This is a genomic window from Marivita sp., from assembly GCF_965656765.1.
Classification (GTDB): domain Bacteria; phylum Pseudomonadota; class Alphaproteobacteria; order Rhodobacterales; family Rhodobacteraceae; genus Marivita.
Map to the genome: position 1 here is coordinate 1 of NZ_CBFHLV010000009.1, position 25,627 is coordinate 25,627.

Annotated in this window: 28 protein-coding genes; 16 read left to right on the forward strand and 12 right to left on the reverse strand. The window is 58.1% G+C overall.

The features are described 5' to 3' along the window. Nucleotides 1-308 (reverse strand): MazG nucleotide pyrophosphohydrolase domain-containing protein (locus ACTG4M_RS04350; RefSeq protein ID WP_439122414.1); only part of this gene is annotated, 308 nt, incomplete at its 3' end. Nucleotides 309-371: 63 nt separating this feature from the next. On the opposite strand from ACTG4M_RS04350, the gene ACTG4M_RS04355 reads away from it, so the two are divergent. From ACTG4M_RS04355 to ACTG4M_RS04365, 3 genes are all read left to right on the forward strand, one after another. Next, on the forward strand, nt 372-1,532 hold the full coding sequence (locus ACTG4M_RS04355) for a M20 aminoacylase family protein (RefSeq protein ID WP_439122415.1): 1,161 nt from the start codon (nt 372-374) through the stop codon (nt 1,530-1,532). A gap of 3 nt (nt 1,533-1,535) precedes the next feature. After that, nucleotides 1,536-2,498 carry an agmatinase gene (speB, locus tag ACTG4M_RS04360; RefSeq protein WP_439122416.1) on the forward strand — a complete coding sequence of 321 codons (963 nt, stop codon included), beginning with the start codon at nt 1,536-1,538 and terminating at the stop codon, nt 2,496-2,498. A gap of 63 nt (nt 2,499-2,561) precedes the next feature. Beyond that, a complete protein-coding gene (locus ACTG4M_RS04365) occupies nt 2,562-2,963 on the forward strand; it encodes a DUF1499 domain-containing protein (protein ID WP_439122481.1) in 402 nt (133 codons plus the stop codon). A 41-nt stretch (nt 2,964-3,004) separates the two neighbouring features. On the opposite strand, the gene ACTG4M_RS04370 is transcribed toward ACTG4M_RS04365, so the two are convergent. After that, nucleotides 3,005-3,811 carry an N-acetyltransferase gene (locus ACTG4M_RS04370; RefSeq protein WP_439122417.1) on the reverse strand — a complete coding sequence of 269 codons (807 nt, stop codon included), beginning with the start codon at nt 3,809-3,811 and terminating at the stop codon, nt 3,005-3,007. A 228-nt stretch (nt 3,812-4,039) separates the two neighbouring features. Between ACTG4M_RS04370 and prfA the strand changes: the two genes are divergently transcribed. The 3 genes from prfA (at nt 4,040) to ACTG4M_RS04385 (ending at nt 6,711) form a co-directional block, all read left to right on the forward strand. Beyond that, entirely contained in the window at nt 4,040-5,086 is a 1,047-nt protein-coding gene (gene prfA, locus ACTG4M_RS04375) for a peptide chain release factor 1 (protein WP_439122418.1), read from the forward strand. Further along, entirely contained in the window at nt 5,083-5,913 is an 831-nt protein-coding gene (gene prmC, locus ACTG4M_RS04380) for a peptide chain release factor N(5)-glutamine methyltransferase (RefSeq protein WP_439122419.1), read from the forward strand. The genes prfA and prmC overlap by 4 nt, the downstream gene beginning before the upstream one ends. A gap of 207 nt (nt 5,914-6,120) precedes the next feature. Then, complete coding sequence (locus ACTG4M_RS04385) at nt 6,121-6,711, forward strand: DUF4167 domain-containing protein (protein ID WP_439122420.1); 591 nt, start codon at nt 6,121-6,123, stop codon at nt 6,709-6,711. A 66-nt stretch (nt 6,712-6,777) separates the two neighbouring features. On the opposite strand, the gene rsmA is transcribed toward ACTG4M_RS04385, so the two are convergent. From rsmA to lptF, 6 genes are all read right to left on the reverse strand, one after another. Next, a complete protein-coding gene (rsmA, locus tag ACTG4M_RS04390) occupies nt 6,778-7,614 on the reverse strand; it encodes a 16S rRNA (adenine(1518)-N(6)/adenine(1519)-N(6))-dimethyltransferase RsmA (protein WP_439122421.1) in 837 nt (278 codons plus the stop codon). Between the two features lie 82 nt (nt 7,615-7,696). Further along, the gene (gene pdxA, locus ACTG4M_RS04395) at nt 7,697-8,665 is read right to left on the reverse strand and encodes a 4-hydroxythreonine-4-phosphate dehydrogenase PdxA (RefSeq protein WP_439122422.1); all 969 of its coding nucleotides are present in this window, start codon (nt 8,663-8,665) and stop codon (nt 7,697-7,699) included. Further along, nucleotides 8,662-9,891 (reverse strand): peptidylprolyl isomerase, encoded by a 1,230-nt coding sequence (locus tag ACTG4M_RS04400; RefSeq protein WP_439122423.1) that lies wholly within the window; start codon nt 9,889-9,891, stop codon nt 8,662-8,664. The genes pdxA and ACTG4M_RS04400 overlap by 4 nt, the downstream gene beginning before the upstream one ends. Continuing rightward, nucleotides 9,879-12,035, reverse strand: a complete 2,157-nt coding sequence (locus ACTG4M_RS04405; protein ID WP_439122424.1) for an LPS-assembly protein LptD — start codon at nt 12,033-12,035, stop codon at nt 9,879-9,881. The genes ACTG4M_RS04400 and ACTG4M_RS04405 overlap by 13 nt, the downstream gene beginning before the upstream one ends. Beyond that, nucleotides 12,032-13,126, reverse strand: coding sequence for an LPS export ABC transporter permease LptG (lptG, locus tag ACTG4M_RS04410; RefSeq protein ID WP_439122425.1), 1,095 nt, complete (start codon nt 13,124-13,126; stop codon nt 12,032-12,034). The genes ACTG4M_RS04405 and lptG overlap by 4 nt, the downstream gene beginning before the upstream one ends. Next, entirely contained in the window at nt 13,123-14,235 is a 1,113-nt protein-coding gene (lptF, locus tag ACTG4M_RS04415) for an LPS export ABC transporter permease LptF (RefSeq protein ID WP_439122482.1), read from the reverse strand. Before lptF ends, lptG begins: the two co-directional genes overlap by 4 nt. Nucleotides 14,236-14,387: 152 nt before the next feature. Between lptF and ACTG4M_RS04420 the strand changes: the two genes are divergently transcribed. From ACTG4M_RS04420 to lpdA, 3 genes are all read left to right on the forward strand, one after another. Continuing rightward, on the forward strand, nt 14,388-15,863 hold the full coding sequence (locus ACTG4M_RS04420; RefSeq protein ID WP_439122426.1) for a leucyl aminopeptidase: 1,476 nt from the start codon (nt 14,388-14,390) through the stop codon (nt 15,861-15,863). A gap of 3 nt (nt 15,864-15,866) precedes the next feature. Then, nucleotides 15,867-16,325 carry a DNA polymerase III subunit chi gene (locus tag ACTG4M_RS04425; RefSeq protein WP_439122427.1) on the forward strand — a complete coding sequence of 153 codons (459 nt, stop codon included), beginning with the start codon at nt 15,867-15,869 and terminating at the stop codon, nt 16,323-16,325. Nucleotides 16,326-16,491: 166 nt separating this feature from the next. Further along, nucleotides 16,492-17,883, forward strand: a complete 1,392-nt coding sequence (gene lpdA / locus ACTG4M_RS04430) for a dihydrolipoyl dehydrogenase (RefSeq protein ID WP_439122428.1) — start codon at nt 16,492-16,494, stop codon at nt 17,881-17,883. A gap of 120 nt (nt 17,884-18,003) precedes the next feature. On the opposite strand, the gene ACTG4M_RS04435 is transcribed toward lpdA, so the two are convergent. The 4 genes from ACTG4M_RS04435 to ACTG4M_RS04450 are packed head-to-tail and all read right to left on the reverse strand — an operon-like array spanning nt 18,004 to nt 20,306. After that, complete coding sequence (locus tag ACTG4M_RS04435; RefSeq protein ID WP_439122429.1) at nt 18,004-18,747, reverse strand: SDR family NAD(P)-dependent oxidoreductase; 744 nt, start codon at nt 18,745-18,747, stop codon at nt 18,004-18,006. Nucleotides 18,748-18,795: 48 nt separating this feature from the next. Next, on the reverse strand, nt 18,796-19,374 hold the full coding sequence (locus tag ACTG4M_RS04440; protein WP_439122430.1) for an HD domain-containing protein: 579 nt from the start codon (nt 19,372-19,374) through the stop codon (nt 18,796-18,798). Between the two features lie 30 nt (nt 19,375-19,404). Beyond that, nucleotides 19,405-19,641 (reverse strand): hypothetical protein, encoded by a 237-nt coding sequence (locus tag ACTG4M_RS04445; RefSeq protein ID WP_439122431.1) that lies wholly within the window; start codon nt 19,639-19,641, stop codon nt 19,405-19,407. An 11-nt stretch (nt 19,642-19,652) separates the two neighbouring features. Next, nucleotides 19,653-20,306 carry an alpha/beta hydrolase gene (locus ACTG4M_RS04450; RefSeq protein WP_439122432.1) on the reverse strand — a complete coding sequence of 218 codons (654 nt, stop codon included), beginning with the start codon at nt 20,304-20,306 and terminating at the stop codon, nt 19,653-19,655. Between the two features lie 173 nt (nt 20,307-20,479). Here ACTG4M_RS04450 and ACTG4M_RS04455 point away from each other — a divergent pair, with 173 nt between their 5' ends. The 7 genes from ACTG4M_RS04455 (at nt 20,480) to ACTG4M_RS04485 (ending at nt 25,585) form a co-directional block, all read left to right on the forward strand. Then, complete coding sequence (locus tag ACTG4M_RS04455) at nt 20,480-20,938, forward strand: Rrf2 family transcriptional regulator (RefSeq protein WP_439122433.1); 459 nt, start codon at nt 20,480-20,482, stop codon at nt 20,936-20,938. Between the two features lie 111 nt (nt 20,939-21,049). Next, nucleotides 21,050-22,093: a cysteine desulfurase family protein gene (locus ACTG4M_RS04460; RefSeq protein ID WP_439122434.1), complete on the forward strand. Its 1,044-nt coding sequence runs from the start codon at nt 21,050-21,052 to the stop codon at nt 22,091-22,093. A 20-nt stretch (nt 22,094-22,113) separates the two neighbouring features. After that, complete coding sequence (gene sufB, locus ACTG4M_RS04465) at nt 22,114-23,637, forward strand: Fe-S cluster assembly protein SufB (protein ID WP_439122435.1); 1,524 nt, start codon at nt 22,114-22,116, stop codon at nt 23,635-23,637. Between the two features lie 45 nt (nt 23,638-23,682). Then, complete coding sequence (locus ACTG4M_RS04470) at nt 23,683-23,862, forward strand: hypothetical protein (protein ID WP_439122436.1); 180 nt, start codon at nt 23,683-23,685, stop codon at nt 23,860-23,862. Further along, nucleotides 23,859-24,179 (forward strand): heavy metal-binding domain-containing protein, encoded by a 321-nt coding sequence (locus ACTG4M_RS04475; protein ID WP_439122437.1) that lies wholly within the window; start codon nt 23,859-23,861, stop codon nt 24,177-24,179. The genes ACTG4M_RS04470 and ACTG4M_RS04475 overlap by 4 nt, the downstream gene beginning before the upstream one ends. Nucleotides 24,180-24,191: 12 nt before the next feature. Beyond that, nucleotides 24,192-24,977 carry an FkbM family methyltransferase gene (locus tag ACTG4M_RS04480; protein WP_439122438.1) on the forward strand — a complete coding sequence of 262 codons (786 nt, stop codon included), beginning with the start codon at nt 24,192-24,194 and terminating at the stop codon, nt 24,975-24,977. Further along, a complete protein-coding gene (locus tag ACTG4M_RS04485; RefSeq protein WP_439122439.1) occupies nt 24,974-25,585 on the forward strand; it encodes a hypothetical protein in 612 nt (203 codons plus the stop codon). Before ACTG4M_RS04480 ends, ACTG4M_RS04485 begins: the two co-directional genes overlap by 4 nt. The last annotated feature ends 42 nt before the right edge of the window (nt 25,586-25,627 follow it).

Consider the following 25,627-nt stretch of genomic DNA (forward strand, 5'->3'; position numbering starts at 1 on the left):
GCGACCATCTTGTCGCTGATCGCATTTGCGACATCATCAAATCTGAACATGCCCGCCTCTTCTGCCATCTGGGTATGATAAACCGAATGCAGCAGAAGGTCGCCCAATTCGCCCTTCAAGTCATCCCAGGCCTCGCGCTCAATAGCATCTGCCACCTCATAGGCTTCTTCGATCGTGTAGGGGGCAATCGACGCGAAATCCTGTTCAATGTCCCATGGGCAACCGGTTTCAGGGTCGCGCAGGCGGCGCATGATCTCAAGCAGTCGGGGCATCCCCCCCTTGGGATCGTGGATCAGGTCATCGGACATTGCAGGCCTCCGTGCTTCGGGATTAGATGCAGGGATGCGGTATCGCGGCAGGGGAGTCCAGACATGGCCATCATCAACCGGATCGGCGACTACGCCGAGGACATGAAGACCTGGCGGCGACATCTGCATATGCATCCGGAGTTGAGCCTTGATTGCTACGAAACAGCCACCTTTGTTGTTGAGCGTCTCAAAGAGTTTGGCGTTGATGAAATCCACGAAGGCATCGCGCAATCCGGTTTGGTGGCGCTGATCCACGGGCAGGGAGACGGCCCGGTGACAGGTCTGCGCGCGGACATGGATGCGCTGCCGATGGATGAAAGGACCGGCGCTGAATGGGCCTCGATCATTCCCGGCAAGATGCATGCCTGCGGTCATGACGGGCATACAACGATGCTCTTGGGCGCTGCGCGCTATCTGGCAGAGACCCGCAATTTCAAAGGCACAGTGGCCCTTATCTTTCAGCCAGCCGAAGAAACACTAGGTGGCGGGCGCATCATGGTCGAAGAAGGCATGATGGACCGCTTTGGCATCGAAGAGGTCTATGCCCTGCACACCGATCCGTTTTCCGAGGAAGGGCAGTTGCGCACAACGCCGGGTCCGATCATGGCGGCGGTGGATGATTTTCATATCACTGTGCGCGGTGTTGGCGGCCACGGGGCGTATCCCTCGGCCTGTAAAGACCCAATGCCCTGTGCCTTGGCCATCGGTCAGGCGTTGCAGACGATCGTGTCGCGCAACACCGATCCGCTCTTGCCGCTTGTTGTGTCACTGACCATGATCTCGGGAGGGACAGCTACAAATATTATCCCTGAAACGGTCAGCATGTCTGGCACCGTGCGCAGCTTTGATCCCGCTTTGCGCAATATGGTCGAACAGCGGGTTTCCGAGATCGCCCAAGGGCAAGCTGCCAGCTATGGTGTCGAGGTCGAGGTGGATTACGTGCGGAACTATCCCGCGACGGTTAATCACGCGGCACAGGCTGAATTCGCGGGTCGCGTGGCCAAAGACGTGGTTGGCGAGGCCAAGACTGTGACGGATCTCAGACCGGAAATGGGTGCCGAGGATTTCTCCTATATGCTCGAAGCGCGCCCGGGGGCGTTTCTGTTTTTGGGGCAGGGGGTCGGTCCGTCCTGTCACCATCCAGCGTTCGATTTCAACGACGACGTCGCGACGATTGGCGCGTCCTTTTTCGCGCGCCTCATTGAAACCCGGCATGGAGTGTAACCGATGGCGCTTGAAGACGCGAAAACCCAGATCGACCATGCGTTTACCCGCGATGACCTCAAAGGTGCGAGTTTCGAGAATGCCTTTGCCGGGGCCACATCGTTTTTGCGGCGCAGATACACCAAGGACCTAAGTCACGTGGATGTCGCCATCACTGGCGTGCCGTTCGACCAAGCTGTGACCAATCGAACGGGTACCCGCTTCGGTCCGCGGGCGATCCGCGAGGCGTCTTCGCTTCAGCCATACGACATGCCCTATGGCTGGGGGTACAATGTGCTCGAAGAATTCGCGATTGCGGATTACGGCGATCTGGCCTTTGACTACGCCAAGACGTCGGAATTTCCTGAAACGCTCAAATCGCATATTGCTGGTATACTTGCGACTGACACGGCGACAGTCACGCTTGGGGGGGATCACTACATCACGCTGCCGATCCTTGAGGCCTATGCCGAGAAATACGGACCACTCTCCTTGCTTCAGTTTGACGCCCACACCGACACATGGACTGACGACGACATGGACCGGATCGACCACGGTACGTTCCTTTACAAAGCGGTCAAGCTTGGGCTTGTGGACCCAAGCCGCTCGGTTCAGGTCGGTATCCGCACCGACAACCCGGACACTCTGGGTTTCAACATTATCGATGCCCGCGAAATGCACCGCATGGGGCCCGAGGCAGTGGCCGAACAAATCTGCGAAATCCTAAAGGATTACCCGACATACCTCACCTTCGACATTGACTGCCTTGACCCTGCCTTTGCCCCGGGCACGGGCACGCCTGTCTGGGGCGGTCCGTCCAGCGCGGATATGGCGGTGATCCTGCGGAATATCGCCGGGATTGAATTGATGGGCGGTGATGTGGTTGAAGTCAGCCCACCTTTCGATACTACGGGCGCAACGGCAATTGCGGGCGCCCATGTGGCGACAGAGATTCTGTCGCTCTGGGGGTGGACTCGCCGCGCCTAAAGTTCAGTTCAGGTGGTCAAGGGGCAGGTGCCCCGTCGAGGCAAGGATAAGGACGTCGTGAAAGTGTTTTTCTGGGCGGTGGTTTTGATTGTGGTTGCGGGTTTGGCGTGGATCAGGCTTGCCCCGTCCGATCCCGCCGTTTGGCATGTGGACCCCAAGGTGACTGCGGATCAGGATTTGGCCGGTGGCGTGCGCCGTCGCATACCTGCCGAAGAGGGCAATTTTGCCGAACTGGACCGCATCATCCTTGCCACGCCGCGCACCGAAGTACTGGCAGGCAGCGTGGAAGAGGGCAAAGTCACCTACATCACGCGTTCGCAGTGGATGGGCTTTCCCGATTATACCACAGTCATGCAGAACAACGATGTCCTCGAGCTCTTCGCCCGGCTGCGCTTTGGGCAGTCCGACATGGGCGTGAATAAGGCGCGCGTGGACGGTTGGCTCAAGCGGTTGTCGGTACAATAGTTCCAGACGACGCAGCTTGCAGTTTGTGTCTGGCCCAGAGCCTATTTGGTCATGCGCCCGCCGGCCAAGGCTCGCGGATCAGCGCACCCGATGATTGAAGTATCCCCTCGCGCAAGACCCATTTTGGCGCAAACGGATTCGGATGGCGCATTTCCCGGCTCAACTCCGGTCATGAAATCACCAAACCCAAACAGGGCCTCCATCTGAAGTAACGCGTGCGCTCCAAGAATAAGCGACAGGCGTTGCCCACGTCGCTCGGGGTCAGTGGCAAGCATCCCCCACCATGCCTGCTTGCCATGTTCCGGATGATCTTCGTGAGCAAAAGCAGATGACGCCGCGCAAGACACGACCTTAGAGGTCGGGTCTACGGCCACCAAGCACACGGCAGGCCGAAAAAGGCCGCGCAAGGCCTCTCCGCAAAGCGGTAGAACACCACAGCCCAACGCCATTTCAGCAAGGGAGTCCAAATAGCCGTGTGGCGTTGATCGATCCAGTTGTCTCATCGTCAGGTCGTCCGGAAGCGTATGTGTCGAAACAATCCTTTGCGCCGCCCGGATGGCAGACCCTGACCCCTGCCATTTGTCATACTGCACTGGCACCAAGTCTTGCGCCGCCAACGACGTCTTGATGGCATCGACTTGGGTCGATGGGACGGCACCATAAGCTGCGTTTCCCTGTGCGATTGCCAAGGCAGCGAGTAGCTCAGTGTCGCCGTCCTCCACTCCGACAAGACCCACCGTACGCCCGTAATAACTATAGCGCCGGTCTTGCCCTAGCAAAGCCGCCATCGCTCTCCCACGTCGCAACACGGCACGTTGATCGTCATTGCCAAAGAATTCATCTTTCACGGCGGTTCCACCCCTCGGCTTGCGGAAACCAAAGTTTGTGCGATGCAAGACCAGCGGTCAAAACAAAATGGACGTCAGCGCAGTCCAACCAAATGGTCCAAGTCGAAAGAAGCTGCACCAAACGGTTTGCGCCCGAAATCCGCTGAAACACATCTTTCTGGCAAACCATTTCCTCCGCAAACCTCAACACGCTATTGACCGTCCGCTTCGGATGTCCGACAGAACCGCATGATCCCAGAAGACCGCCTGCACCAGATCACATCGCGTTTTGAATACCTTGAGGCCCAGATGGCCGAAGGGTCAGGCGATATTGCGGCACTGGGCAAGGAATACTCTGACCTGCGCCCCGTGGTGGAGCAAATCACCGAATGGAAGCAGATCCGCGCCGATATCGCGGATGCACAAGCGATGCTGGACGATCCGGAAATGCGCGAACTGGCTCAAGAGGAACTTCCCGACCTCAAGGCGCGCTTGCCAGAGGTTGAACACGCCCTTCAACTGGCGCTCTTGCCTCGAGACAAAGCCGATGCGCGGCCAGCCATGCTCGAAATCCGCCCCGGCACCGGTGGCGAAGAGGCTGCGTTATTCGCCGGTGATCTTTTGCGCATGTACCAACGCTATTCCGAGGCGCAGGGCTGGCGCTTCGAGATAATAGAAGAACAATCCACGGAAATCGGCGGCATAAAGGACGTGACGGCCCATATCACTGGATCAGACGTGTTCGCCCGGCTCAAATACGAATCCGGCGTGCATCGCGTTCAACGCGTACCCGAGACAGAGTCAGGTGGGCGCATCCACACATCTGCCGCCACCGTGGCCGTTCTGCCCGAGGCCGAGGATGTGGATATCCAGATCAACACAAACGACCTTCGCATCGACACCATGCGCAGCTCTGGCGCGGGGGGACAGCACGTCAACACCACCGATTCGGCGGTGCGGATCACCCACATTCCCAGCGGAATTGTCGTCACCAGTTCCGAAAAATCCCAACATCGCAACCGCGAGATTGCCATGCAGGTCTTGCGCACGCGTCTGTTCGACATGGAGCGACAGAAGGTTGATGCCGAACGTTCAGCTGACCGCAAATCCCAGGTGGGCAGTGGCGATCGATCCGAACGCATCCGCACGTACAACTTCCCGCAAGGCCGTCTGACGGACCATCGCATTGGCCTGACGCTCTACAAGCTCGACGCAGTGATGGCAGGTGATCTGGACGATATCATCGACGCGTTGACCGCAGATGCACAGGCCACGATGCTGGCTGAAATGACGTGACCCACGATCCAAAAGAGGCGCTTCAAGACGCCCGTCGGCAACTTGAGATCGCCGGGTCTCCAAGTGCCGCACGCGATGCCAGCGTGCTGATGGATATCGTACAAGGCGACGCCCCCCCGTGGACAGAATTGACCGATGATCAGATCGCCCAACTGCAACACCTGATCCAGCGCCGCGTTCAACGCGAACCAATAAGCCATATCATCGGCAAACGCGCATTCTGGATGCATGACTTTGAGGTCACGCCTGATGTGCTTGATCCGCGCCCGGATACCGAAACGCTGGTCGAGGCGGCACTGACACAGTCATTCCAAACTGTGTTGGACCTTGGCACCGGATCCGGCTGTATCCTGATCTCACTTTTGCACGAACGCCTTGGTGCGCATGGGACCGGAACCGATGTCTCAGCTGCAGCGCTTGGTGTGGCAAAACGCAACGCGGACAAAGTCGGGGTCGCGGATCGCGTGTCTTGGACAATGTCTGACTGGTTTTCGGACGTAACTGGTACGTACGATCTGATCGTGTCCAATCCGCCCTATATCGCGCTGGACGAAATGGCCGGGCTTGCCCCCGAACTTTCCCACGAGCCGCGCATGGCGCTTACAGACGAACAGGACGGTCTGTCCGCCTATCGCGCTATAACCCGCAATGCCTTGCGCCACATGACGCCCAAGGGCCGTTTGATGGTCGAAATTGGACCGACACAAGCGGCTGCCGTGACCGCGCTTTTTACTGCCAACGGATTGAGCAATGTCAGCACCCAAAAAGACCTCAATGGCCGCGATCGCGTGGTATGTGGCGCATTCCTGCCGCAAACCGACCAGTGATCGGCAGAATCCGAAGCATTTGTGGTAAATTATGCTTGTAAGCAACGGTCGGACATGATTACTCAGGTACACCACAGCGGTCGAGGCAGGGTTATACCCCTCTCGCGTGGTTGTTAAGCCCTTACATGGATGCAATTGCACAAGACCCGCGCACAAAGCGCACACAGCAATCGCAAAAACAGCTGAAAGAAGGCTGGAAAGTTACAGATGCGTTCTTCAAACAAACGTTCGCGGAATAAGAATAACCGCAATCGCCCGAATTCGGTAGGAAATGTCGTCAACCGTGTGTTCGACAGTTCAGGCCCCGAAGGAAAGGTGCGTGGTACGCCGCAACAGATTATCGACAAGTACAACCAACTCGCGCGGGACGCTCAATTGAGCAATGATCGCGTGAATGCGGAAAACTTCCAACAGCACGCTGAACATTACATGCGCCTGCTGAGCGAAGCACAGCGTGAACAAGACGCCCGTCGCGAGCAGCAGGAGCGCGAGAACCGCGAACGTCAGCAGCAACGCGATGCCGAACGCCCTCAGCGCAACGATCAGCAGCAGACGCAACAGGATGCGCCGGCGCAGGCCCAAACCTCCGATCCGGCCAACGCACCGCAGCCTGATGTTGTCGATACATCAAACGGTGCGTCCGATACTGGCCTCGTGGAAACACCCGAAGCGAAAGCCGAGGAAAAGCCAAAGAAACCCCGTGCGCCGCGCAAACCGCGCAAAAAGCCCGAACCCAAGGCTGAACAAAAAGACGCCCCGGCTGAGGCAGAGCAAAAGACACCAGACGCCGCCGAGTAATGTGTGTGGCGTCGGTTGGGCCTATTTGGCCTCGACGTTTGCCATCCCAGCACTCACAAAGCTTGGCTAAGCCAAGCGCCGTGCCAACGCGCAGAACGCCTCGACTGAGACACGTTCGGCGCGTTCTGTGGGTGGGATACCCACAGCATTCAGATGATCCTCGATATCAGGTGACAGCCCTTTCAACGAGGCGCGTAGCATCTTGCGCCGCTGATTGAACCCGGCCGCGACCACCCGTTCCAGAACCTTCGCATCTGCCTCGAATCGAGGCGCGGGTAGGGCGCGCAGATGCACCACGGCAGAACTCACCTTTGGCGGCGGGCTGAATGCCTCTGGCGGCAGATGCATCGCGATATGCGCATCACAGCGCCACTGGGCGAACACCGCCAGCCGCCCATAAGCTTTGTCGCCCGGTTTTGCGACAATGCGCTGCGCCACCTCTTTCTGGAACATCAGAGTCAGCGAAGTCCAAACCGGCGGCCACTCAGCCGGGGTCAGCCATCGCACCAGCAATTCAGTGCCCACATTGTAGGGCAGGTTGGCACAGATCGCGATGGGCGGCGTCAACCGCTCCAATGCGTTGACCTCAAGTGCGTCGCCACCAACCACCTCCAGCCGCCCGGGGTAGGCCTCGGCAATCTCGGCCAAAGCGGGCAGGCAGCGCGGGTCTTTTTCCACCGCCAAGACTTTGCGCGCCCCTTCTGCCAATAACCCGCGTGTCAAACCACCAGGGCCGGGGCCGACTTCAAGCACATCCATACCGGTTAAATCGCCCGCTTGCCGTGCGATCTTGGCGGTCAAGTTCAGGTCGAGCAGAAAGTTCTGCCCCAGCGCCTTCTTCGCGCTCAAACCATGCGTCGCGATCACATCGCGCAGTGGGGGAAGGGAATCAATGACTGCCATGAAATCCTCGGTTCATCGCGCCGACCCACTGCTTCTTCTTTTCAAAAATATGCAAACTCTGTCCTATCCACACGCGCTCCCCTCAGGTGGCCGCGTTCGCCAGTCGCCATGCCATCCGTAGCGCCTCAATGGTCGAAGTTGGATTGGCCTGCCCGGTGCCTGCTATGTCAAACGCCGTGCCATGGTCGGGTGACGTACGAATGATGGGCAGCCCCAAAGTGACATTCACACCCCGGTCGAAATCTAGCGTCTTGATCGGGATGAGCGCTTGATCGTGATACATGCAAATCGCCGCGTCGTACCCCGTCCGCGCTTCTGCATGGAACATCGTGTCGGCTGACAGGGGGCCCGCGATCTGCATACCGGTGGCCCGCAACCGATCCAGCGTCGGCGCAATCACGTCGATCTCTTCGCGTCCCATGCGCCCCCCTTCACCTGCATGCGGGTTCAAACCCGCCACTGCGAGCCGGGGTTCCGCGATCCCGAACTGCGTTTGAAGCGCTGTGTGCGTGATGCGAATCCGTGCCTCCAGCAAATCTGGCGTCAGGGCGATTTTGACCTCATTCAGCGGGATATGGATGGTCACCGGAACAACCCGTAAATCAGGGCCTGCAAGCATCATCACCACATCGCCAGTGTCGCACAGATGTGCCAGAAATTCCGTATGGCCCGGAAAGCCAAACCCTGCCCCTTCCTGCAAAGCCTGCTTGTGGATCGGCAATGTGCATAAACCGCTCGCCTTGCCACAAGCCGCCAGCGCAACTGCACGTTCGATGGCCGCGATCACGCCCTTGGCATGGGCAGGCTGCGCAGTACCGGGGGAACGCGGGCCATCAAACGCATGTGGCAGTACGGGCAGGGCGCTGCCTTGGGCTGACACCTCGTCGGGTGCTGCAATTTCGACCCAGTCTGTGCCCGCAGGTAAATGCGCTGGATCCCCGATCAGGAAAAATGGCACCTCACCACGCAACGCATCCCATGCCATCGCGGCAAGCTCGGGTCCAATCCCGGCAGGTTCCCCGATGGTCAGGGCTACAGGGGCCGCTGTCATTGCGTGACGATACGGGCGTCTGCGCGCAGTTGCGACAGATAGCTTTCGGCCAACGATTGAAGGCGCTGATTGCGAAGCCCAAGCGCGAATTGATCACGATCCACATCATCATTCATCTCGGCGGTGCGTCCGCATAGCATAAGGAACACCAGCGTCTGACCATTCGACCGGGTCAGCGCCGTGGACACTTCGCCCGGGTCAAGCTTTGACAGCTCGAACGCGATATCTGTGGGAATTTCACCCGGCGGCAGCGCCTGACGGTCCAGCACATTCTCTGGCTGCCCTTGCGCGACACCATACAGATCGTCACAACGATCTACCTGACTGGCGAGTACGCGGGCTTGGGCCAAGGTCGCGTCCGACCGGCCACCCGGCAAATAATAGGCTGCGTATTCGATCGCTGAATAGCTGGGCGGTGTGAACCCGGTCTCTTCGATATCGCGAAGCTGGAACAGCGCCACGGCGTTCGGGATCGGGATCGGATCGGTCACTTCCCCCGGGGCCAGCGCCAACACCAGCGGGCGCAGCACTGGGGGCAAATCGTCAAGGTTCTGCCACGGTAAACGGCCACCTGCACCACGGCTGGATGTTGCGGAGTACTGACGGGCCTGCGCCGAGAATTCGGCAACTGACGTGGTTTGGCTGATACGTTCGGCACGAGCGCGCACGGCCTCGGCCTCGGCGGGCGGGGCGGGCATGATCAATTCCGACAGCAAAACACGCACCGATGATCCTCCAGAGGCCCCCAATGCGCGGTCGATCTCGTCCTCTGTCAAGTTCACGCGCCCGGCAAATCGCGCTTGCACGAGCAGCCGCCAGCTTAAGCCGGCGCGCACGAAGTCGCGAAACGTCTGGGCCGAAACACCGCTGCCCTCAAGCGCCTGAATAAACTCATCGCGGCTCAGGTTGGCGCGGCCTGCAAATTCGGTCATGCCGTCCAGAACTTCTTCGGGCGAAGGCACGATCCCGGCTGCCTCGGCGGCCTGAATGCGCAGACGGTCGTCGACCAACTGCTCGCGCGCCAGTTCTTGCGCATTGCCCGGTGCGTTGAGCACGGTCAACATACGAGCGCGTTGTTCCAGCTCATAAGCTGTCACCACGCTGTCATTGACGCGAATAACCGGTGCAAAAAGGTTCTGTGCTGGGGCTGCGACCGGCCCAAAGGCCAGCGTCACGCCTAAAGCCAAAGCGCTGAGTTTGCGGATGGACGTGTTCAGTAGCTGCATGAACGGCGGTACTCCTTGCCGCTGCCGCCTGTGCTGAAGCCAGTCAGCGCGACGGTCAGGCCAAAATCGGTAGATGGTTCAAGATTAGTGGAAGAGGCAAAGCTGCGCGAGACCGAAAAGTCCACCGCGACACATTCATTGCGGTATTCTGCGCCGATCCCTGCATTCAGGAACTGCCCTTCAGCGATATCGTAACGGGTGTTGCCTGTCGCAGTCCAGTTGCGGTCAACGTTGTAACGCCCATTCACGCGCCATTGCGACTGCGCATCGTCCCGGTCTTCTGCCGGGTCGGTGGTTAGCAGGATATAGGACGCCCCAAGACTATACCGGTCGCTGGTGACGTTTGCCGTCATCTCGGCCTTGGTAAACCGCGTCTCGCCGCTATCATAAAGCCCACGCGCCAAAAGCTGCAGCCCGGTCTGGTGCGCAAACTGCCCGGCGACAAGCCAGTCCGACGACTCACTATCCAACCCCGAGGACCGCGACAGGTCTTCGTCAAGGTCTTCGCGCCAGACTCGGCCCACTGCAAACGAGGCGCGCCAACCTTCAGGGTCTTGGCGCATCCAGCGCAACCCTGCGGCCCCGATCACCCCGCGTTCGCGGCGGTCAGGGGCGGGAAAACGCGACAGCGACAGCAGATTTCCTTCATCGAACTCGACTCGTGTGCTTTCGTCATTGGGCACACCCGACCGTTCGCCGCCGATCCAGCCCACCTGGACGATCGGTTCAACCAGCACCCGCGCACCGGATGCGGTCTTTTTCACAAAGGGCCAGCGCAATTCCACCGATGCGGCAGGCGTCACTTCGGTATAGTCCCCTTCGGCGGTGATATCCTGATCCACGATGAATTGATCGACCCAAAGCTGTGCCAGTGCACCTGCGCGTAGACCGCCGGGCAAGGTCCATCGATCCCGCCAGCTGAGGTCCAGATTGGCCCGCGCAACATCGCGACCATCGACCACGCTGTCAGCATCGGTCCCATCGGTGTCTGTATTGGAATAGCGGTAATGTCCATGTAACTGGAATCCCAACCGGACCTCGCCACCAACCCGCTTGGGAAAGAAACGGCGGTTGTAGCGCAAATCACCGATGATCGTTGGCTGCGTGGCATTGTTTTCGCCGTCGGTCAGGCTTTCGTAATGGATCGCGCCGATCGACAGGAAACTGTCCCGCTTGCTGCGCGACAGCGTTATTGCGCTGTCCAAACGGTCTTTCTTGAAGTCACTGTTGTAGTCGTTGAGATACGAGTCGTCGCTCACCGCTTCGATATCAAAGGACAGCCGAAAATCGCGGGGCAGACGAAAAGCGCCTTCGGCAAAGAACAATCCACGCGCCTCACCGCTTTCCAGATTGTCCCGGCTGATCGCACCGTTAACGGTGATGTCGCCCGTGCGGAACGCCTGGCGATACCGCAACTCCAGCGTTCGGGTGATCGGCGAGATATATGGCGTCAACGTCAAATCTGCATGATCCCCAATTGGGATGAAGTAGGGCAGTTTGATCCCGAACCCCAGCAAAGTCGAAGTCTTTAGTTCGGGGATCAGAAATCCACGCGCGCGCTCTAGCGTTGGATCGGGCAGGCGCATCCGCGGGATATAGAACACCGGCACGCCTAAAACGCGCAATTGCGCATCGTCGAAGTAAATCTGCCGCTCTTCGGCATCATGTACGACGCGGCTGGCCCGAATGGCCCAAAGCGGTGGTCCCTCGCTGCCACACACCTGACACGAGGTCGCGGCCACCTGGCTCATTGCCGTGTAGCGCCCTTGCACCCGGGCTGCCCGTGCAGATGCGATTTGTAGCTGTTCCTCCAATACAAAGCGCGCGCTTTCTAGAAGGCCGTTCTGAAACCCCTGATCCAGTTCGGCCTGCGTCGCGGTCAGCACATCGCCATTCGGCTGGGTGATCCGGATCGGCCCTTGGATATCCAGCGTGTTGTCCGCCCGGTTGTAAATCACGCTCGACGCGGTCAGGCGCGTGCCTTGATGCAAAGCTTCCACGTTGCCTGTTGCCACCAGTGTATCGCCGCCTTGCTGGACCAACACCTGATCCGCCAACAACACCACGTCACTCGATTGCGCGGTGGCCGGGTTTGTGATTATGACCAATGCCAGAACACAGGCCAGAACAGAGCGCAACATCATCCGTCCTCCCTGTGCAGGATCAAACCAAGCGCCAAAAGGATCGACGCCATCGGTGGTACCCAAGCTGCGGCCAACGGGTTCAATTGCCCGTTTTCACCAAGGATCTGCGCGAAGTTTCGCACGTAATACAACGAAAACCCTAGGAGAACCGCTGACAAAACGGCGATACCCGTGCCGCCCATACGACTGTGCCGCATCGTAAACGCCGCGCCGATCAACACCATTGAGATCAGAAACACTGGCCGCGCCAGTTCCATCTGCAACCACACCGCATGACGGCGTGCTGAGAACCCGGCGTCTTCAAGATCGGTGATAAATCCCTGCAACTCCCAGACCGAGATTGCAGAAGGCCGCCCGAACCGGTCCTTGATGCTGTCCTCAGTCAGGGTGGAAGATACCGTCAATTCGTCATGCAGCACCGAATTGGTCTCTGGGTTCACACCTGCCACCAAAGGCCAAACCTTGGCGTCGCGCAACGTCCAGGCCCCTTCAACCAGCTCCGCCTCTGCAGCCTCAATCCGCCGGACAGGCCCGCCGCCTTCGGCATAAGCCACGAACATCACGTCATAAAGAACAGTCCCATTGGGGTTCGCCCGCGCCGCGCGGATCACTGTTTGGCCACGAGGATCGGATTGCCGCAACCACAGGCCTTCGGCCCCGATTGACAGCGCCGATGTGCCTCCGTTGCGATAGGTTTCGCGCAGATCGGAATAGGCTTTCGATGTTGCCGCCACGATCGGGTTGCCCATTGCCACCGCAAGCCCCCCAATCGTTGCAGCAACCAAGAGCGGCCCCACCAGTGCCGCCATGCCCGAACGCCCCGCAGTTCGCGCCACCACAAGTTCGGAAGACCGCGCCAACGCCACGAACAGTGCGATGGACGACAGGATCATGACCAGCGGTAGGATTTGATACATGCCTTCAGGCGTGTTGAGCAGCGTCAGCTTCATGACCTCGCCAAAGCTCACAGAATTGTCGAGCCGCCGTATTTGTTCCACCAGATCAAGCAGCACCTGAAACAGGAAAAAGATCCCGAAAATTGCAAGAAACGTCCAAAGGAACCGTTTGGCAAAATACAGGTGCAACGTCATGCCGAGGCCTCCGTGACACTCGCATGACGCGGTTGTCTAAATGGACGCGCGGCAAGGTGCAGAACAATCCCCACAATCGCCAAGCCCACGACAGACGGCAGGTACACAAGCGGCCACAGCATTGGATTGTTGCGGCTTGGATCGGTGACCGCACTTTCCACCAGTTTCACGACCACCAGCAGGAAAATCGCCACCACAATCTGCCGCCCGACGCCGAACCGGCTAAAGCTTCCTGTGAGAAGCGTGGAAAATCCGATCAAGGCCGCGACCAGCCCCAAAAGGGCGTTCTGAAAGCGGCTGTGCAGTTCTTCGTTGATGCGCGCGATGGGAACATCAACGAACGCAGCCATTTCTTGCGGGCGGGTGATCAGATCCCACGTGGCCAAATGCCTGGGTCGCAAGTTAAGATTTTGGTTCTGTACGATCAACGTGCTGATATCATATGTGAAATCCTGAAACAGCGTTGTCGATAGCGCCCCGGTTTCGATCCGTAATGTTTGCGCCAAGCCACTGATCATCACCAATCGCGGGCCGCTGTCACCTTGCACCACATAGGCGCGTTCGGCGGTATAGGTCACTTCGCGGTCATCTTGCCTGCGATCCGAAAGGAACACGTCCCGCAATTCACCTTCGGGAGTGATGTCGCGGATGAAGAACGTAACCCCCGGTCCGGGATGCAAGAACGCCCCTTCACGCAAGAGCCGCGCGCTAACCGATCCGGAAATCTCAACCTCGCGCTCTTTCAGCTGCGCCACAGACGCAGGCACCAGAAAATGCGTCAGCGCCGAAAGCATCAACGCCACGATCACGCCAAAAAAGAACACCGGCCTTGCCAGTCGCCATGGGCTGTACCCGGTGGCTTGCACCACGGTCAGCTCAGAATCGCCCATAAGCCTGTTGGTGACATAAACAGCGGCGGCAAATGACGCCATCGGCAGCACCAGTGCGATCACGCTGGGCAGGCTAAGCGCAGTGAATTCAAGAAAAACCCCTGCTGAATGGCCATCGGCGATCAATCGATCAAAAAGCACCACAGCGCGGTTGACCCAATACACGGCCACCAGAACAAGCGAGAAGAACCCAAAGAGGACCATGAGTTGCGACAGCATGTATCTGTCGAATCTCGGCACAACAGACCCCTTCACACGACATAGAGTGGAGCAGCATGCCCCACACCCTAGGGTTTGCGGGAAAACCCGCCTCTGGTCAACCGCGCGCACGGGCGCTACCCCTATGACAATCGCATCATACGGAGCAGAACATGGCGGAACTTCGCGCACTGACCTTCCAGCCGGTAGATCTTGACGCTTTGGCAACAGCCAAAGGCCGGATTGCCGTCTTTATCACCCCTGATCTGAAACTCACCGCAGGCGCACGGCGCTTGAATCGCTTGGCCAAGGGGGCCATCGCCCGCGCAACCACGTCTGAGGCGTGGGACAAGCTGTCCGAGGGCAAGGTCATGTCGCTGGCTTGGCCCGCCGGGCTAGAGGCCGACACAGTTGATCTGGTCAAGCTGTCTCGGCGTCCCTCGCAGGATTTGGCGCGCAAGGCTGGTGCAACACTCGCGGTGGCTGCTGGCGCATCCGAACTCACTGCACTGGTAGAAGGAACGCGGTATCCTGAAGAAATCGCGCTTGGCCTTGCCCTGCGCGGCTACGGCTTTGACGACCACAAAACGAAAAAGGGCGACGCCTTGGGGCTGGCCACGCTTATGTGTGCTAAACCAGACGAGGCCGAAGCAGCGGCTGCCCCACGCCTTGCCGTCGCTGAAGGCGTGCATTTCACCCGCGATTTGGTGAACGAACCCGCGAACGTTTTGACCACAACCGAATTTGCAAAGCGGCTCGAAGCCCTGAACTCTTTAGGAGTCGAGGTTGAAGTGCTGGAAGAAAAGCAGCTTGCCAAGCTCGGCATGGGGGCGTTGCTCTGCGTCGGACAGGGATCTGACAGCCCCTCCAAGGTGGTCGTCATGCGCTGGAACGGTGGAGCAAAAGATGACGCGCCATTGGCGCTGATTGGCAAAGGCGTTGTGTTCGACACCGGTGGCATCTCGCTCAAACCGGCGGGGGGCATGGAAGATATGACGATGGACATGGGCGGCGCAGGTGTGGTTGCGGGCGTCATGCACGCCATCGCCAAACGCAAGGCTAAGGCAAATGTCGTTGGCATGGTGGGGCTCGTCGAAAACATGCCTTCTGGCAATGCCGTGCGCCCTGGTGATGTTGTCACCTCTATGAAGGGCGACACAATCGAAGTCATAAACACCGACGCCGAAGGACGCTTGGTGCTTTGCGACGTGATGTGGCACGCACAGGAATCGGTGAAACCCGCCGCAATGATCGACCTTGCCACCCTCACGGGGGCTTGCATCATTGCACTCGGACACGAAAACGCGGCTGTTTATTCCAACGACGACCCGCTTGCGAACGCATTCCTCAAAGCGGCGGAAACCGAAACCGAAGGCGCATGGCGGATGCCACTGGGCCAAGCTTACGATGATATGCTCAAATCACCTGTCGCTGATATGAAAAACGTCGGTGGCCGTCCGGCTGGATCGATTACGGCCGCGCAGTTTCTCAAACGGTTCGTGAAAGAGGAAACACCCTGGATCCACCTCGATATCGCAGGTGTGGCCCACGTCAAAACTGATCTCGACATGTCACCCAAAGGGGCCACAGGCTGGGGTGTGCGCGCACTCGACCGGCTGATCGCGGACAAGTTCGAGGTCACAGACTGATCCATGGGTGCGGCCTATTTCTATCACTTGACGCAAAAGCCGCTCGAGGCGACCTTGCCCATGCTCTTGGGCAAGGCGCTTGGCGCAGGCTGGCGGGTCGCGGTGCGGGGAACAGATGCTGCACGGATGGATTGGTTGGATCAAAAGCTGTGGCTGGGACCCGAGGAGGGGTTCCTGCCACACGGGGTCGCAGGCGGGCCGCACGACGCGGCACAGCCTGTGTTGCTTACTTTGTCACCGCAAGCGGCCAACAGCCCACACTGCCTGATGACAGTGGACGGTGCCGATGTGACAGCAGACGAGGTGCAGCAGTTGGAACGCGTCTGTGTGTTGTTTGATGGCAATGACCCGGCAGCTGTCGATGTGGCACGCGGCCAATGGCGCAGCCTGACGGGTGCAGGGTGTTCGGCGCAGTATTGGTCCGAGGAATCGGGGCGCTGGGAAAAGAAGGCTGAGGCCTGAATTCCACGCCTTAACAAAAGGTTAAACGGTCAGTGTTCTTTACCCATTGTTTCGCGCGCGAAACATTTGGACCGATCCGGACCTACTTGCGCACACCCCATTGTGAGCCCTTTCGCTTTCGCCTACGCTTTGCTTTGAACCTGACCTTGAGGGAGGAAAGCAGGCGATGAGCAAGAGCTTCGATATGATCGTGATCGGTGCAGGCCCCGGCGGCTATGTCGCCGCCATCCGGGGCGCGCAGCTTGGGTTGAACGTCGCGATCATCGAACGCGAACATCTTGGTGGCATCTGCCTCAACTGGGGCTGTATTCCCACCAAGGCGATGCTGCGCACGTCAGAAGTTTTCCACCTGATGCACCGCGCCAAGGAATTCGGGCTCAAGGCCGAAGGCATCGGATATGATCTCGACGCTGTCGTCAAACGCTCGCGCGGGATTGCCAAACAACTCAATTCCGGGGTTGGGCATCTGCTCAAAAAGAACAAGGTCTCGGTGTTCATGGGCACCGCCACGATCCCCGGCAAGGGCAAGGTTCAGGTTAAGACCGACAAGGGGATGGAAGACCTGATATCCAAGAACATCATCATCGCCACCGGCGCTCGCGCCCGCGAATTGCCGGGGCTTGAGGCAGATGGCGACCTGGTCTGGACCTACAAACACGCGCTGGTGCCCGATCGAATGCCCAAAAAACTATTGGTCATCGGCTCAGGCGCGATCGGCATCGAATTCGCCAGCTTTTACAACACTCTGGGTGCCGACACGACAGTGGTCGAAGTCATGGATCGGATCCTGCCTGTGGAAGATGGCGAGATCAGCGATTTCGCAAAGAAACAATTCGAAAAGCAGGGCATGAAAATCCGCGAAAAGGCGATGGTCAAACAATTGGATCGCGGCAAAGGCAAGGTCACTGCCCATATCGAAGTGGGTGGCAAGATCACCAAGGAAGAGTTCGACACCGTCATTTCCGCTGTTGGCATCGTCGGCAATACCGAAGGGCTGGGACTAGAGGCGTTGGGTGTAAAGGTGGACCGCACCCATGTCGTGACCGACCCGCATTGCCGTACTGGGGTTGATGGCGTGTATGCAATTGGCGACATCGCTGGCGCACCGTGGCTGGCGCACAAAGCGAGCCACGAGGGTGTCATGGTGTCCGAATTGATCGCTGGCGGACATCCGCACGCGGTTGAACCGGACAGCATTGCGGGCTGTACGTATAGCCAACCGCAGGTGGCCAGCGTCGGTCTGACCGAAGCGCAGGCACAGGACAAAGGCTACGAGATCAAAGTCGGACGTTTTCCGTTTATCGGCAACGGCAAGGCGATTGCTCTGGGTGAGCCAGAAGGAATGATCAAGACGGTGTTCGATGCGAAAACAGGTGCGCTCTTGGGGGCTCATATGGTGGGTGCGGAAGTGACGGAATTGATTCAGGGGTATGTCGTCGGGCGGCAGTTGGAGACGACCGAGGAAGACCTGATGCAGACGGTATTCCCGCACCCGACGCTGTCAGAGATGATGCATGAAAGTGTTTTGGATGCCTGGGGGCGGGCAATTCATTTTTAGGGCGCCATTAGGCCGCTGTTTACCGAATCCTCATATGGATTTGTCGGAGGGTTTAAGATTATTCGTACGAATAATCTTGGGGCTGACCATAAAATTCTGGGGTTCTTGTGTATTGTGGTGTCACACGTGCTGGCCGCCGTTTACTTCGATCTCGGTGCCTGTGACATATCCGCTTTGCCCTGAGCACAGGAAATAGATCACATCCGCCACTTCCTGAGGTTGACCAAGACGGCGCATTGGCAACTTTTCAACGATTTTGTCTGTCCCTTCGCTTAGAATGCTGGTCTCGACCTCTCCCGGTGCAATTGCGTTCACGCGCACACCCAAGGGGCCGAAATCATGCGCCATTTCCCGCGTTAATGCTGCGAGCGCTGCCTTAGAGGTGGCATAGGCGGCACCTGCAAACGGATGTACGCGGGCGCCTGCGATGGACGTAACATTGACAATTGACCCCTGGGCCTGGGCCAGTTCGTCTTTCAACCCACGTCCAAGAACAACCGAAGCGAAGAAATTGACATGAAACACTTTCCCCCAATCGCGCAAATCGGTGTCTAGCGTGCTCAGACGTTCGCCGTCGGGCCCTTTCGGCGAAATCCCTGCATTGTTCACCAGAGCATCGAGCCGCCCACCGTCCAGACGCTCTTTCACTGTCCTCACGGCCTCCATTGTCTGTTGAGGATCGGCAAGATCAACCTGAATATGATTGCGCTCTCCGCCGGGCCACGGGCAGTCGGGCGAAAAGGCCTGCCGCGAACAGCTGATCACGCGCCAGCCTTCGGCCGCGAACTTCTTGACGGTGGCATGGCCGATGCCCCGGCTTGCGCCGGTCAGCAGCAGGGTGCGTTGATGCGAAATATCTGACATGGGTTCACCCTAGGCGATGTTGTGCTGCGGTGCGAGGTCCAAAGCGTATCAGCTGCGATCTGCAAAAAATGCGGCCACTTTCGGCTGCAGCCACGCCCAGATTTTTGGCGCACCTTTGTTGATCTTAGGGCCAATACGGTCGGCAAACCGGTCATATGTCACGTTGTAGTCGATCCATGATCCGCCGCCCGAGGCAAGGTTTTGCATCGGCGGCTGCATCCGGTCGATGGATTTTGCGAATTGCGCTTCGGGGGTTTCGTTGGCCTCGAATTCGTCCCAGATCGCACGAAAGCTCTTTGCCTGATCATCGGGCAGCAAGCCAAAAATGCGGTCTGCAGCAGCTTGTTCCTGAAGCGCCAAGGCGTCTGTATCGTGATCGCCAAAAACAGGTGCATCGCCCGCATCGATCTCAACCAGATCATGCAGCAAAAGCATCTTGATGATTTTACTGGTCTCCAGCCGCTGTTCTGCATGTTCGGACAGGACCAGCGCATAAAGTGCGATGTGCCAGGAATGCTCGGCACTGTTTTCCATTCGCGACCCGTCACAAAGCGTGGTGGCGCGCAAGATGGATTTCAGGCGATCCGCTTCGGTGAGGAACGCCATTTGCTGGTCCAGTCGGGACATGACACCTCTGACGTGTTGAAACCAGAGCGGCTAGCGCCCGAAGTTTTCGTCTTTCTTTTGGCCTTCGATCCGTGCGCGGATAAAGGCACGAGCCTTACGTTCGGCCATGCGCACTCGAATCGCGGTCAGGAACGCCTCTTCCAGAGTGGTCGACGCGGCCCCAAGCTCGGCCGCGACTTCCATGAAAAAACGATCATCATCGAGATGCTTCATCGCTTTGAGCGTGTCGTCGGCGAGCTTTTCAGCGAGGTCTTGAACCATCGACATGCGGCGTATCCTTAGCGACTGTTTTCAGTGAGGCGGCGTTTCACATAGGTGCTTACATGGTCGATCATCGTGTCCATGTGAGGCTCTTTGAAGAAGTGATCCGCGCCTTCGATTTCTGTGTGCGTGACGGTGATGCCTTTTTGCTCGGCCAGTTTGCCGACCAGAGAGGTCGTGTCCGCTGGCGGCGCGACCCGGTCACCGGTGCCGTTGATGATCAGGCCCGAAGACGGGCAGGGCGCCAGGAATGAGAAGTCATACATATTGGCAGGTGGCGAAACCGAGATGAATCCTGTGATCTCGGGACGGCGCATCAAAAGCTGCATGCCGATCCACGCGCCGAAGCTGAAACCTGCAACCCAGCAATGCTTGGAGTTGTTGTTCATCGATTGCAGGTAATCGAGCGCAGAAGCTGCATCGCTAAGCTCACCAATGCCCTGATCATATTCGCCCTGACTTCGTCCCACACCGCGGAAGTTGAAGCGCAGCACGGTGAAGCCCATGTTGTAGAAGGCGTAGTGCAGGTTGTAGACCACCTTGTTGTTCATCGTGCCGCCGAATTGCGGGTGCGGGTGCAGGATGATCGCGATCGGTGCATCGCTTTCTTTTTGGGGATGATAGCGGCCTTCGAGGCGGCCTTCGGGTCCGGGAAAAATCACCTCGGGCATAGGCGGTGGTGGCTCCTGATTGCGGTCTGGTGCAGCCGTCCGTCAATCTTGACAGCTTCACTCAGGCTTCTTAGAATGGTTCTAAATCGGGAATATCCCCGAGATGGTTACCCGCACATAGGCAATTGCCCCTGCAAGGTCAATTGTGTCGCAGGGGCGTTTGGGAGACGACCATGAAACTGAGCACGAAAGGTCGGTATGCAATGGTCGCCCTGGCAGATATCGCGCTGCAACCGGATGGGACATTGGTGACGCTTGGCGATATTGCCCAGCGACAGGATATCTCTCTGCCGTATCTTGAGCAGCTGTTCGTCAAGCTGCGTCGTTCAGGCCTGGTCACGTCGGTGCGTGGACCCGGCGGTGGGTATCGGTTGTCGCGTTCGCCCAGCGAGATCCGCGTGGTCGATGTGCTGTCCGCTGTCGATGAGACAGTGGATGCGATGCACAAGGGGGCCGGTGCATCGGGCGGTCTGTCCGGCAGTCGGGCGCAATCGATGACCAACCGCTTGTGGGAAGGATTGTCGGCGCATGTTTACGTGTTCCTGCATCAGACGCGGTTGTCAGATGTGGTGGGCAATACATTGGCCCCATGTCCGGCGGTTCCAAACCTTTTTGCCGTGGTGGATGACTGATGGAGTTGCATTGGCTGCGCCAATCCGACAGGAAGAGGGCTTTGCCCTCGTCGTGCGCAGCGCGATCGCTCCGTGGTATTTGGGGTTCAAAGACGCGTGGGGCGGTCTGAAATGTCGCGCGTGTATCTTGATTACAATGCAACGGTGCCCCTGAGGACTGAGGCGCGCGCCGCGATGATTGCGGCGATGGATGTGGCAGGTAACCCGTCGTCGGTTCATGCCGAGGGTCGGGCCGCCAAGGGTTTGGTTGAGCGGGCGCGGACGCAGGTGGCGACGGCGTTTGGCGCGGATGGCGCAGATGTGGTGTTCGTTTCGGGGGCGACCGAGGCTGCGGCGTTGGCCTGTGCTGGACGCGGGTTGGTCGGAGCTGACATCGAGCATGACGCGGTGCGGTCTTGGATTGATCCGGTTCTGTCAGTTGACGCAAATGGGCAGGTGGGGGTGACCGAGCCGGAGCGTACGGCGTTGCAATTGGCCAATTCGGAAACGGGTGTGATCCAAGATCTTCCGCAGGGATTGGCCGTGGTGGATGCGACGCAAGCCTTCGGCAAGATTCCGGTCGCGTTCAACTGGCTTGGATGCCAGATGGCACTGATTTCAGCGCATAAGCTAGGTGGCCCCAAGGGTATTGGCGCATTGGTGATGAAGCGCGGCACGGACTTGGCGGCGCAAATTAAGGGCGGGGGTCAGGAAATGGGGCGTCGCTCTGGCACGGAAAACATTGTCGGCATTGCGGGCTTTGGTGCTGTCGCAGAGGCCTCGGCGCGGGATTTGGATGCGGGGGTTTGGGATCGGGTGGAAAAACTTAGAAACATTCTAGATTCTACACTTGAGGCTGACGCAAAAGAGACTATTTTTGTCGGGAAAGAGGGGCGACGCCTTCCGAACACGACGTGTTTCTCAACCCCCGGCTGGAAGGGCGAGACACAAGTAATGCAGATGGATTTGGCGGGCTTTGCCATCAGCGCCGGGTCCGCCTGTTCAAGTGGTAAGGTCAAGGCGAGCGCGGTTCTGACTGCGATGGGGTTCGATACGGCTGCCGCGAGTAGCGCGATCCGCGTGTCGCTGGGGCCGGAGACAACTGAAGACGATGTGATGCGGTTTGCCGAGACATGGCTGACCAAATGGAACAAACACCGCGCGCGAGCCGCGTGAGACAACACAGGGGTGCAAACATGGCTGCTTTAGACAACGGGACCGTCAAAGAAGGCGTGGATCAGGACACTGTCGATGCGGTGCGCGAGGTCGGTGGAGCCTACAAGCACGGCTGGAACACCGATATCGAGATGGACTACGCGCCCAAGGGCCTGAACACTGATATCGTCAAGTTGATTTCGGAAAAGAACAATGAGCCGCAGTGGATGACAGACTGGCGGCTCGAAGCCTATGAGCGCTGGCTTCAGAAAGAAGAGCCGAAATGGGCTATGGTCGACTATCCTGAAATCGACTTTCAGGATCAGTACTACTATGCACGTCCCAAGAGCATGGAGGTAAAGCCAAAGTCTTTGGACGAGGTCGATCCCAAACTGCTGGCGACCTACGAAAAGTTGGGTATCCCGCTTAAGGAGCAGATGATCCTTGCAGGCGTCGAGGGCGCGGAGGATGCGCCAGCCGAAGGCCGCAAGGTGGCGGTAGACGCGGTGTTTGATTCTGTATCCGTCGGCACAACATTCCAAAAAGAGCTGAAAGAGGCGGGCGTAATCTTCTGCTCTATCTCTGAGGCGATTCAGGATCATCCGGAACTGGTCAAGAAATACCTCGGGTCAGTCGTACCGGTGTCTGATAACTATTATGCGACGCTGAACAGCGCGGTCTTTTCAGACGGATCGTTTGTTTACGTCCCGCCGGGCGTTCGGTGCCCGATGGAGCTGTCGACCTATTTCCGCATCAACGCTGAGAATACGGGCCAGTTCGAGCGGACGCTGATCATCGCCGACAAGGGCAGTTATGTGTCCTACCTCGAAGGCTGTACCGCGCCGCAGCGGGATACATCGCAGCTTCATGCTGCAGTGGTCGAGATCATCATCGAAGAAGACGCCGAGGTGAAATACTCCACGGTTCAAAACTGGTATCCGGGTGATGAGAACGGCAAAGGCGGCATCTATAACTTTGTCACCAAGCGCGCCGATTGCCGGGGTGATCGGGCCAAGGTCATGTGGACCCAAGTTGAGACCGGGTCGGCGGTGACGTGGAAATACCCGTCCTGTATCCTGCGTGGCGACGACAGCCAGGGCGAGTTTTATTCGATCGCCATCGCCAACAACATGCAGCAAGCGGATACCGGCACCAAGATGGTGCATCTGGGCAAGAACACCAAGTCGCGCATCGTGTCCAAGGGCATCAGCGCGGGCAAGGCGCAGAACACCTATCGCGGGCTGGTGTCGATGCACCCGAAGGCGAAGGATAGCCGCAACTATACCCAGTGCGATAGCTTGTTGATCGGGTCGGAATGTGGCGCGCACACGGTGCCTTATATCGAGGTCAAGAACAACTCGAGCCGTGTGGAACACGAAGCGACGACGTCCAAGGTAGATGATGATCAGCTGTTCTATTGCCGCCAGCGCGGCATGGACGAGGAAGAGGCCGTGGCCTTGGTCGTCAACGGGTTCTGCCGCGACGTGTTGCAGGCATTGCCGATGGAATTCGCAATGGAAGCTCAGCAGCTTGTGGCGATCTCGCTTGAAGGATCGGTTGGGTAAGGAGAGCCGGGACAGGCCATAAAGGCCTGTTCTGCACAACGTGCTATGTCCGTCGCATCCATCCTAATGACATCGGTCGTGACGGGCGTTTTTTGCGCAGCGTTTGCGGTGGTCGTCGATCTGATCACAGATGCTTTGGCGATTTGGGCTGTGATGTGTCTGGCCTTTGTGTCTGGGTTCGCCGGATCGCTCTTGGCGCAAATGGTATTAAAGAGGAAAGCATGATTATCACGACAACCAACTCCATCGAAGGCCACAAAATTCTTGAATACAAAGGGATCGTTGTGGGTGAGGCGATCATGGGGGCCAATGTGGTCCGTGATGTGTTCGCCTCGATCACCGATATCGTCGGGGGCCGGTCGGGTGCCTATGAGGCCAAGCTGCAGGATGCGCGCGATGTCGCGATGCGCGAGCTGGAACAGCGCGCTGTTGCAGTGGGTGGCAACGCTGTGGTCGGCGTGGACCTAGATTATGAGGTCGTCGGAAACTCGATGTTGATGGTGTCTGCCAGCGGTACGGCTGTGCTGACGGATCGTGGGTAAGGGACGGTTTCGGTGGGAAAGACGTCCAATCCAATCGCCAAGAAGGCGTTTGCTCCATTCCAGATCCGGGGTGGCAAGCAGCGGCTTCCGGCTGCGGATGTGATCCGAACGTCCGTGTTCGGAGAAACGGTCTTTTTCAGCATCGGAACACCACGTGACTTCATTCAGAAGAACTATCACTCCAAGGGTGTCTTCTATGAGATGGAAGAGCTTGAGATCATCCGAAGAGCGTTCCAACCCGGTGGGCGTTTCATTGATATCGGGGCCAATGTTGGAAATCACGCATTGTTTGTGGCCAAATTCCTAAGCCCGTCAGAGGTGGTGGTCGTTGAGCCGAATCCAGTGGCCTACAACGTCTTGTTTAGCAATGTCCTGCTTAACCAGCTGGACGATGTGTTTGACATGAACTGGATCGGCTACGGCATCTCGGATGATCCCAATGCAACCTTCGGAATGGCGTTTCGCAAGGGCAATGTTGGGGCAGGTCGCATGGTTGCCGGTTCGGGTGATATTACCACGGTACGGGTCGACGACGTTGTCGGAGACCGACATGCAGATTTCATCAAGATCGACGTAGAAGGCATGGAGATGCAGGTCCTGAATTCCATGGAGGCGACAATCGAACGATGCCGTCCGCGCATCTTTGTCGAGGTCGATGAAAATAACCGTGCCGCGTTTGAAGCCTGGGTCGAGGTGTCGGATTATACGTCTGTGCAGCGGTTCAAGCGGTATCCTGAGAATGAAAACCATCTGTTGGTGCATGACGGCGACGAAAACTGGGTATTGGCAACATCATGACTGGCGCAGCCGCAACACCCACAGTCATAGAACGGCCTGTTCTGACCTTTCCTTCGGAGGTCAGTGAATGGGTTCGCGACCTTTATTCGCAGTCCGATGTGATCCTTGAATACGGCAGCGGCGGGTCAACCGTCTTGGCGTCAGAGATGGAAGGCAAGACGGTTTATTCGGTCGAATCCGATCCTGACTGGTGCCAGATGATGCAGACCTATTTTGATCACGCGGGCTCCACCTCCGAGGTTAATTTGCACTACGCGAATATTGGGCCAGTTGGAAAATGGGGGCGGCCCAAGACTGACGCGAAATGGACGCGGTATCATCGCTATCCGAACTCGGTGTGGGATCTTGAAGGCTTTGCTGCGCCGGATTTGGTTCTGGTCGATGGGCGGTTCCGGGTGGCATGTGTGATGACAACTTTGCTGCGAACGGAAAAACCGGTGACGCTACTATTTGATGACTATGTCGGGCGCAAACAGTACCAGCGTGTCGAGCGGTTTATAGAGCCTGTCGAAATCCGCGGGCGGATGGCGCGCTTCGACATTGTGCCGACCGAACTGCCAAAGCGCGATCTGACGGAAATTCTGACACTTTATACGAAATCATTCTGACGCCGCGGGCGTCAGGCATCGAAATACGAGAGAGGGAAAGAA